This is a genomic window from Rhodococcus sp. NPDC057014, from assembly GCF_042673295.1.
Classification (GTDB): domain Bacteria; phylum Actinomycetota; class Actinomycetes; order Mycobacteriales; family Mycobacteriaceae; genus Rhodococcus_F.
The window spans coordinates 1-9,769 of record NZ_JBHUSF010000147.1; the positions used below are offsets into that span (position 1 = coordinate 1).

Genomic DNA, 9,769 nt, shown 5'->3' on the forward strand with positions numbered 1-9,769 from the left:
CAAACCCCCACCCCCCCCCCCATACCACCCCGCGGTCACCCATAGTTTATCCACCCGGGGTTGTGGTTGGCCTTCGGGCAACCGACACCGAGATGTGCTGTCTCGTGCGCCTATCGAGACTGACGCGCACGCACCGAGCACGTCATGAACTGACATGCGTCCATTGTCAGCACACGGAAAGACCTCTCGGGCGAGTGGGTGTGGCAACACCGCAATTCTCCGGACGGCGGGACGATCCGGGGGCAAGTCATGTCGATGCCGCCCAGATCCGCGAGCCTCGACACGTAAGCCGCGATGGCGAGCCAGTTGATCGATCACAACATTGAAAGCCTCCGGCACCCAGCTCTTGGCGAGGACATTGCGGGCTTGGCCTTCTGATCCGTCGTGGCCAGTTGGCTTCGTCCGGTGCCGAGAAAGCTCCATACCCAGGACATCAGAGTCGAACCCCTGCTCCGGAATCCGACGACGTAGACGATGTGTACGGCTATGTGCGGGGGACGAAGAGTCGGCACGGGCGAAATGGCACTATGCGGAACGGCGGCGCGAGGATGCGCGAACGTGCAAGGTGGTCCCGACGATCCGGTGTCGCGGTGCGGGGTCCTGGCCGGACAGGGTGGCCGCCAGCAGTTCGACGGCTTCTTCGGCGACCTGTTCCGCGTGCAAACTGAGCATGGTGAGATCGGACAGGCTCGGCTCGGTGGCGTGCTCGGCGCAGTACGCAATCAGAACGTCGTCCGGAGCGCGCAGATTCTGTTCTCGCGCCGCCTTCAGGAGGTATCCGCCGGCAGGTGCCTCGGTGGTGTACACGGCGTCGGGTCGGTTCGCTCCATCGAAGAGTCGCCGGGCGGCCGACATTGTGGATTCGGGATCGAGAATGCTTGCACGTTCGATGCGGGGCACCTGCCCGTTCTCCTCCGCCCACTGCCGAAACCCGGCAAGGCTGCGCGCCGTGTAGTCCTCGTCGCTGTCCGATACCAGCATTCCCACGGTCGCTGCACCCTGATCCTTGAAATGGTTGCAGACGCCGATCAGGGCCTGTGCCTGATCATTTCCGACGCAGAGGGCGCCCGGATCGTCGACCTCCCCGAGGTCGGACACATACGCGATACCGCGTGCCTTGAGTTCGGTGATCAGAGGATCGCCGGGTGGTGGGTCCGCGACGATGACTCCGTCGATCGCGATATTGCGCAGCAGCGTGGGCAGGGACGGGGGCATGACGACGAGCGCGTAGCCGTGCTCGAGCGCGGTCACGGTCGCCGCATTGAGGAACCTGGCGTAGTAGCTGACCGCCAGATACTGCGACGGCGCTCCACCAAAGGGGCGGATCGACAGTCCGATGATCCCACTTCTGTTGCTCTGCAACGATCTTGCCAGTGCACTCGGGTAGTAACCGATCGCGTCCGCGACCTGCCGGACACGATCCCGGGTGGCCGGATTCATCCGCCCTTTGCCGTTGAGCGCATCGGATGCCGTCCCGACGCCCACCTCCGCTATCGCGGCCACATCTTTCACGCCTGGGCGGCGACGCGTCCCGCGACGTGCCGCGACAATCGTCGCGAACCGTTCTCGGTAGAGCTCCGCGTCGCCGCCCATGCTGTGCATCCTAGTCAGGACTTCATCCGCTGATCGCCGGCCGGAATGCCGGTCAGTACGCGATCACGGTGCGCGCAGCTTCACCGTTGCCCATCGCGGCGAACGCCTTGTTGATGTCCTGGATGGTGCTGGTGCGGGCGATCAGGACGTCGAGGTCGAGTTTGCCTTCCATGAACAGATCGACCAGGCGTGGGAAGTCCACTGCCGGGTGGCAGGTGCCGTAGCTGCTTCCGATCATCGACTTTTCCCGGTCGGACATCACCAGGGGATCGATCTCGACGGTGACCCCGTCGGCGGCCTGTCCGACGATCACCGCGGTGCCGCCGGGACGGATCGACTGGAACGCGGTCTCGATGGTGCGCTTGAGTCCGATGGCCTCGAACGCCCAGTCCACACCGTCCGGTCCGACCAGGTCGTGCAGGGCTCCGGCGAGGTCCGTCTTCGCGGAGTTGATCGTGGTGGTCGCACCGAGAGACCTTGCGCGCGCCAGGGAGTCGTCGTTGATGTCGACGGCGATGATCTTGCCCGCCGAGACCAGGGCAGCGCCCATGACCACGGACAGGCCGACGCCTCCGCAGCCGATCACCAGGACGGTGTCGCCGGCCTGGACCTTGGCCGTGTTGATGACCGCGCCGACGCCGGTGGCAACCGCGCAGCCGATCAGAGCGACCTTCTCCAGCGGCGCGTCCTTGCGGATCGGGATGGCGCCGGTTTCGGGAACCACGACACGGTCGGCGAACGACCCGGTTGCGCAGTAGCTGTAGACGGGTTCACCGTCGCGGGTGAGGCGAGTGGTGCCATCGAGCATGACGCTCTGGTAGGCGCTCTTCTGCACCTGCGGGCAGAGTGCGGGGCGACCGGTGTTGCAGTATTTGCAGTGACCGCAGTACGGCACCCAGGAGAGCACGACGTGGTCTCCGACCTCGACGGTGGTGACGCCTGGGCCGACCGCTTCGACCACCCCGGCACCCTCGTGGCCGAGGACCAGCGGAGACGGGGAACCCCACTCGCCCTTGACGACGTGGTAATCACTGTGGCACACGCCGCTGGCGGCCAGGCGAACGAGCACCTCGCCATCTTTCGGATCGTCGAGCTCGAGTTCCTGGACGACGAGTTCCTTGCCCGCTTCTTCGAAGACGGCAGCTGTAATCTTCACGGATTGTTCCTTTTCTGGCGTGGACGTTCTCGAGCTGCGGGATCTGTGCAGCCGAAACATGGGTTCCTGATCGGACTGTTGTCGGTTAGCTTGGGAGCTGGATGGACTTGGTCTCGTAGAACTCCTCGAGACCGATTCGGCCGAGTTCACGACCGACCCCGGACTGCTTGTAGCCGCCGAAGGGTGCGTCGACGTTGAAGTCTCCGCCGTTGACGTCCACCTGGCCGGTGCGTAGTCGTCGGGCGAATGCGAGCGCCTCTTCGTCTGTTTTTGCCCAGACTGCGCCGTGCAGCCCGTAGGGGGTGCCGTTCGCGATGTCGGCGGCCTCGTCGATGGTGTCGTACGTCTGGATCACCAGCACGGGTCCGAAGATCTCTTCCTGCGCGATGCGCATGTCGGGGGTGACGTCGGCGAATACGGTGACTCGGTTGTAATTGCCGTCGTCACCGCCGTCGGGGTTACCGGGACCGCCCGTAACCAGACGTGCGCCCTCCTCGACACCGACACGAATGTAGTCCTGAACCTGGTGGTACTGCCCTCGGGAGGCGGCCGGTCCGAGCGTGCCCTCGATCGCGGTGGCGGCAACGGCCGCGATGGTCTCCACCTCGGCGGCGACCGCGCGGGGCACGATGAGGCGGGTCCATGCGCTGCAGGACTGCCCCGCATTGGCCATGCAGTACTCCACCGAGTACGGAACCGCTTCGCTCAGGTCCGCGCCGGGGAGGATGACGCTCGCGGACTTTCCTCCCAGCTCGAGAGCGACACGCTTGATGGTGTGCGCGGCGGACGCGGCCACACGTCGTCCCGCCCCGGTAGATCCGGTAAAGGACACCATGTCCACGTCGACGTGAGTGGACAGTGCCTCACCGACGACGACGCCCCGGCCGGGGACCAGGTTGAAGACTCCGGCCGGCAGGCCTGCTTCCGCGACGAGCTCCGTGAAGCGGAAAGTGGACAACGGTGCCAGCTCCGACGGCTTCACCACCACCGTGCATCCTGCCGCGACCGCCGGGATCGCTTTGGCGACAAGCTGATACAGCGGGTAGTTCCACGGCGTGATCGCAGCAACCACACCGATCGGCTCTCGGACGATCAGCGAGTTGCCGATACGCTCTTCCGGCTGCTCGGCGGCCAGCGCGTTGACGAAGCTCTCGATCATCGCGATGGGGGTGCCCACATGCTCGGCCAGGGCAAACTCGTGCGGTGCGCCCATCTCGATCGACACCAGATGGGCAAGCTCTTCGGCGTTCTTTCGAAGGAGTTCGATCAGCCGCTGCAGCACCTCGATGCGGACGGCTGCAGTGGTGGTAGACCACGACGGAAATGCGCGTCTAGCTGCCGCGACAGCGGAGTCGACATCCTGCTCGTTGCAGCTCGGGACGCGTCCGGCGATGTCGCCGGTCGCGGGATCTACGACATCGACCGAGTCGGTTCCGCGGGGTGGGACCCACTCTCCGTCAATGAAAATTGTGTCGAAGGTAGCCATCATTTCCTTTCTCACGCATGATATTTCGACTCCCTGCACGGGGAGTGGCTCTCTCTCGATCGCTGCTACGTCCATGACGGCCGGCGGTGATCTGCGCCGTGGATGGGCGCAAAAGCCTTTTCCTGCAGTCATTTACAACTCAGGTCGCGGCGGGATGACTGCTTGTGAGTTGTCACACTAAGTGCCGAAACGTTTCGTCACAATAGTTCGGCGGACTTTTTTTGCCAAATCACCCCCAAAGGGTGGCCGTCGAGCACCGAAAGTGTTGGCACACTTGACAGGTGCTGTGCGCGCGATCACACTTCTCAACTACCGAAGCGTCTCGGCCAACGCGATCCGCGTGTCGGCCGTCCGACCACGGACCCACAGTCCCAAAATTTCCCCGGAGAGTTCCTGTGTCAGCTACAGACAGTTTGTCCGGCAACGATGCGTCCAGCCCCCAGTCGCGGAGGCCCAGCAGAATCGAACGCCGATCGATTGACTACGTACCCAAATCAGAACGTCACGGTAAGGCGTGGCACCTGTGGCCGGTGTGGTTCTGCGGCGACGCCCACCTGACGACACTGGCAGTCGGTGTCATCGGCGTCAGCCTCGGCACCAACCTGCTGTGGGCCTCGATCGCGATCATCGGCGGCTGCCTCTTCGGCACCCTCTTCATGGCTGCGCACTCCGCACAGGGCCCGCACATGGGACTGCCGCAGCTGATCCAGTCGCGGCCACAGTTCGGCTACGTCGGCGCCCTGCTGGTGTTCGTCGTCGCCCTTGCGACGTACATCGGCTACAACGCCTTCAACCAGATTCTGGCCGGCCAGACGTTCCACGACACCCTCGGGTTCGATCCGACCGCCACCGAACTCGGCTTCACCCTCCTCGCCATGGTGATGGCGTTTCTGGGCTACTCGTGGTTCCACAAACTGCAGCGGTACTTGTCGTTCGTCCTCATCGCCGCGATGTTCATCTTCACCGTGCACGTACTGTTCTTCGACTCCTTCCCCGAGGGGCAGCTGAGCTTCGAGGGATTCTCGGCGACGCCGTTCCTGGCGCAGTTCTTCACCGCAGCCGCATACCAGCTGAGTTGGGCGATCTACGTCTCCGACTACTCGCGCTACCTGCCGGCCACGGTGAACACGCGTGCCACCTTCTGGTGGACCTACCTCGGTGCGACGATCGGCGGAGGATGGATGATGCTGATCGGCGCCGCGGCAGCCTCGATGTTCCCCACCCTCAACGTGGCCCAGGCCCTCGTCGAGGCCGGCAACCGGGTCTTCAACGGGTTCGGCATCCTCATCACCGTCCTCGCGGTGATCGGCCTGATCACCAGTGCGGCCCAGAATTTCTACGGCTCGTCGTTGACGATTCTCAGCGCGATCGACTCCGTAAAACCGATCAAGGCGACGTTGCTCAAACGGTTCTTCGCCCTGGTCTCCGCCGGAGTGGTGGCCGTGTTCATCGCCGCCAATGCCAATGACGACTTCATGACGGAATTCGGCAGCTTCCTGGCGATCATGCTGTACCTATTCACGCCGTGGACTGCCGTGAACCTCGTCGACTACTACTTCGTCCGCAAGGGCGCGTACTCGATCAGGGAGATCTTCAACCCACGCGGTATGTACGGGCGCTGGGATTGGCGAGGGATCTCGGCATACTTCGTCGGCTTCATCGCGATGACCCCCTTCTTCGTCACCGTGTGGTGGACGGGTCCGATCGCCGAGATGCTCGACGGCGCCGACATCGCGATGCTTCCCGGCCTCGTCGTCGCGTCCGTCTTCTACCTACTGGTCTGCCGCAACCTGGACCTGGTCGGCGAGCGGACGAAGATCGCACGACTCGACGATGGCATTGACGAATTGGGTGTCGACGGGACTGTTGTCGTCTCCGAGCCCAGCGAGCGGGTCAAATACGAGATCGATCATGAGTTGTCTCGGCCTGAGCCGGAGCCGGAACTGTCCTAGATCGCACGACGCCTGGACCTCGGCGGTGTCACCCCGTGCGGGTGATCAATCCCTCGTGAACGGTGGCGAGCGAACGGAGCGCGGCGATCGCGGCGCGGACCCGTGCGAGCCGTTGCAGTTCGCGCGGCACGATCAGCCAATACTTCCGCAGTACCGTCACCTCCTCTTCGAGGATCCGGACGAGGCGAGGATCCGGATCCCCGATGTAGAGGGGGAGTGCCGAGACCCCGAGGCCGGCGGCCGTCGCGGTCCACTGTCCGGTGATGTTGTTGGTCTGGATCCGTGTGCGGTGTCCGGGAAGAACTTCGTCGAGGATGCGCAAAGCCGGGACGTCGAGCAGGGAATCGACGTAGCCGATCAACGCGTGCGCGTGCAGGTCGAGGACATGCGAAATCCGTGGATGTGTGTCGAGATAGTCCGCGCCGGCGTAGAGACCGAGCCGGTAGTCGGCGAGCTCGCTGATATCCACCGCGCGCGGAGAGGGCCTCTCGAGGGTGACCGCGACGTCGAACTCGCGGGCGGCGAGCACGTCATGTCTTGTAGCGGTGACGATTTCGATATCGAGATCGGGGTGCTGTGAACACAGAGTCTCCAGCTGGGGAGCGAGCACGAACGCCCCGAAGCCGTCGGGGGTCGCGATCCGCACTGTTCCGGACAGTCGCCCGCCGCCCGAGGCAGCTCCTTCCATGGCGGCCAGCAGGGCGGACTCGATCGACTCCGCATGCACGACGAGTTCGTGTCCGGCGTCGGTGAGGACCCAGCCGGTCGGCACTCTGTCGAAGAGTCGATTTCCCAACGCGCGTTCGAGTGCCGTGATGCGGCGTCCCACCGTGGTGTGGTTGACGCCCAGACCCTTTCCTGCAGCCACGAGGCGGCCGGTACGCGCCACTTCCAGGAAATAGCGGAGGTCGTCGGCATCGATCATGCTTCACCTTAAGCATGCCTGTGCACATTTGCACAGGCATGTGCCCAGTTGGCTGTTGTGATCTGCATTCTGCGCAGTGAGACTTGCTTCACACAGAGGCTGAGCGCCTGGCCCGGGTCACGCTTCCACATCCCCGCAACGAGGAGAATCACGTGCAAGACATCGATACCCACGGAGGGTTGCACACTCCGTTGAAGCAGAAGCATCTGACGATGATTGCGTTGGGTGGAACCATGGGGGCGGGTCTGTTCATCGGCTCGGGTGCCATCATCAGTGAGGTCGGTCCGGCCTCGATCGTCACCTACGCGCTCACCGGTGTGCTGATCTTGCTGGTGATGCGGATGCTCGGCGAAATGGCCGTCGCCAATCCCCGGACGGGATCGTTCACCGACTACGCTCGCGACGCCATGGGTAATTGGGCGGGCTTCTCCACAGCCTGGCTGTACTGGTACTACCAAATGGTCGTCGTCGGATTCGAGGCAGTTGTCGGTGCGCAGCTGCTGCAACGATGGATACACGGCGTGCCGGCCTGGGTGCTGTCAGTGGCGCTACTGCTCGCTCTGACCCTCGTCAATCTGGTTTCGGTGGGGAACTTCGGCAAGTTCGAGTACTGGTTCGCCGGCATCAAGATCGCCGCCGTCGTCGCCTTCGTCGCCGTGGGTGGGTTGTTCATCTTCGGTCTCTGGCCGAATTCGAGCATCGACTTCTCGAACCTGACCTCGCACGGCGGAATCGCCCCCAACGGCGCATTCCCGATGCTCGCCGGCGTCGTTGTCGTCATCTTCTCCATGGTCGGTGCCGAGGTGGTGACGGTCGCCGCAGCAGAATCCAAGGAGCCGGGGCTTGCGATCAAGCGTGCGGTCAACGCCGTGATCTACCGTGTTCTGTTCTTCTTCGTCACGTCCTCGCTCATCATCGTCACGATCGTTCCGTGGGACAGCATTCCCACCGGGGAGTCGCCGTTCCTGCTCGTGCTGCAGGTGCTCAACATCCCGGGGGTGGCCGACATCCTCAACGCCGTCATCCTCATCGCCGTCCTGTCGTGCCTGAACATCGGTCTGTACTCGACGTCGCGGATGCTCTTCACTCTCGGTTCCAACGGTGAATGCCCGAAGTGGATGACCGCGGTGAACAAGCGCGGTGTTCCGGTCTGGGGCGTGCTCTCCTGCACCGTGATCGCCTACGGTTGCATCGCCGTCGCCTACTTCTTCCCCGACACGGTGTTCTTGTTCCTGATCAACGCATCCGGGGCGATGATCCTCTTCGTCTATCTGATGATCTGCATCTCGCAGCTCATCCTCCGTAAGCGCAACGAGTTCGCCCACGACGGGAAGCTCGAATTCAAGATGTGGTTGTTCCCGTACCTGTCGATCGTCGTGACCGCCGTCATCGTCCTGATCCTGGGAAGTATGATGTGGGACAGTACGTCCCGGATCTCACTGCTGCAAGGTCTGGCCGTATGGGCGGTCATACTCGTCGCCTTCGGCGTCAAGACGGTCCGTGCACGATCACGGTCAGGACTCACGCTCGATTCAGACATCGACCCGAACGAATCCGCGATCTCGGAAACACGAAACCCCGAAAAGGTCTGATCCCTCGACGACCAGCCGGTACCCCCGCGACCCTCGCCGGGGTACCGGCGTCGTTGACGATCACCTCGACTGAATACACGAAAGGCTCCACCATGCTTGCCGCGTACGCCGACACCATCTCCTCGGACGATCCCGTCTCGGGGCTCGTCGTCGGAGATCGACCCGACCCCCAACCCCGCGACGGCTGGACCACGGTCACCGTCAAGGCGGCGGCTCTGAACCACCACGACCTGTGGACCCTCCGCGGCGTTGGCATCCGCGCCGAGCAGCTACCGATGATCCTCGGCGGCGACGCGGCCGGAATCGACGAGGACGGCAACGAAGTCGTCGTGCACTCGGTGATCACGTCACCCGGGTGGACCGGTGACGACACCCTCGACCCGAAGCGTTCCCTGCTCTCGGAGGTCTACGACGGAACCCTGGCGGAAAAGGTTCTGGTTCCGCGCCGCAACCTCGTCGCCAAGCCGGCGTCCCTGACCTTCGAGCAGGCCGCATGCCTACCCACCGCCTGGCTGACCGCCTACCGCATGCTGTTCGTCAAGGCGAACCTCGCACCGGGATCGACCGTGCTGATCCAGGGCGCCGGCGGAGGCGTGTCGACGGCATCGATCGCCCTGGGCAAGGCCGCCGGCCTGCGGGTGTGGGTCACCGGACGCAGCGAAGCCAAGCGCGAGGCCGCGCTCGCACTCGGCGCCGACCAGGTCTTCGAATCGGGGGCACGCCTGCCCGAGCGGGTCGACGCGGTGATCGACAACGTCGGTCAGGCCACCTGGGCGCACTCGCTCAAATCCCTGAGGCCCGGGGGAGCGATCGTGACCTGCGGCGCGACCTCCGGACCGAACCCGGCATCCGACCTGAACCGGGTCTTCTTCCTGCAACTGCAGGTCCTGGGCTCGACGATGGGCACCCGTGACGAACTCCAGCAGCTCCTCGCACTACTCGACACCACCGGCCTACGACCACAGATCGACTCGGTCCTGCCACTGGCCGACGCCGAGTCCGGGCTCAAGAAGCTCGCAGCCGGCGACGTGCAGGGAAAAATCGTGTTGGTGCCCTGAGTGAGGT

7 protein-coding genes are annotated in these 9,769 nt (G+C 63.9%); 3 read left to right on the forward strand and 4 right to left on the reverse strand.

The features are described from left to right. Nucleotides 1-525: 525 nt before the first annotated feature. The 3 genes from ACFTZB_RS25545 to ACFTZB_RS25555 form a co-directional block, all read right to left on the reverse strand. Nucleotides 526-1,593, reverse strand: coding sequence for a LacI family DNA-binding transcriptional regulator (locus tag ACFTZB_RS25545; protein WP_378435298.1), 1,068 nt, complete (start codon nt 1,591-1,593; stop codon nt 526-528). Between the two features lie 52 nt (nt 1,594-1,645). Beyond that, on the reverse strand, nt 1,646-2,749 hold the full coding sequence (locus tag ACFTZB_RS25550; RefSeq protein WP_378435300.1) for a Zn-dependent alcohol dehydrogenase: 1,104 nt from the start codon (nt 2,747-2,749) through the stop codon (nt 1,646-1,648). Between the two features lie 85 nt (nt 2,750-2,834). After that, the gene (locus tag ACFTZB_RS25555; RefSeq protein WP_378435302.1) at nt 2,835-4,235 is read right to left on the reverse strand and encodes an aldehyde dehydrogenase family protein; all 1,401 of its coding nucleotides are present in this window, start codon (nt 4,233-4,235) and stop codon (nt 2,835-2,837) included. 395 nt (nt 4,236-4,630) lie between these two features. Here ACFTZB_RS25555 and ACFTZB_RS25560 point away from each other — a divergent pair, with 395 nt between their 5' ends. Then, the gene (locus ACFTZB_RS25560) at nt 4,631-6,187 is read left to right on the forward strand and encodes a purine-cytosine permease family protein (protein WP_378435304.1); all 1,557 of its coding nucleotides are present in this window, start codon (nt 4,631-4,633) and stop codon (nt 6,185-6,187) included. Nucleotides 6,188-6,215: 28 nt separating this feature from the next. On the opposite strand, the gene ACFTZB_RS25565 is transcribed toward ACFTZB_RS25560, so the two are convergent. Then, nucleotides 6,216-7,112 (reverse strand): LysR family transcriptional regulator, encoded by an 897-nt coding sequence (locus ACFTZB_RS25565; RefSeq protein WP_378435307.1) that lies wholly within the window; start codon nt 7,110-7,112, stop codon nt 6,216-6,218. Between the two features lie 152 nt (nt 7,113-7,264). Between ACFTZB_RS25565 and ACFTZB_RS25570 the strand changes: the two genes are divergently transcribed. Then, complete coding sequence (locus tag ACFTZB_RS25570; protein ID WP_378435309.1) at nt 7,265-8,704, forward strand: amino acid permease; 1,440 nt, start codon at nt 7,265-7,267, stop codon at nt 8,702-8,704. Nucleotides 8,705-8,796: 92 nt separating this feature from the next. Beyond that, entirely contained in the window at nt 8,797-9,762 is a 966-nt protein-coding gene (locus ACFTZB_RS25575) for a zinc-binding dehydrogenase (RefSeq protein ID WP_378435311.1), read from the forward strand. The last annotated feature ends 7 nt before the right edge of the window (nt 9,763-9,769 follow it).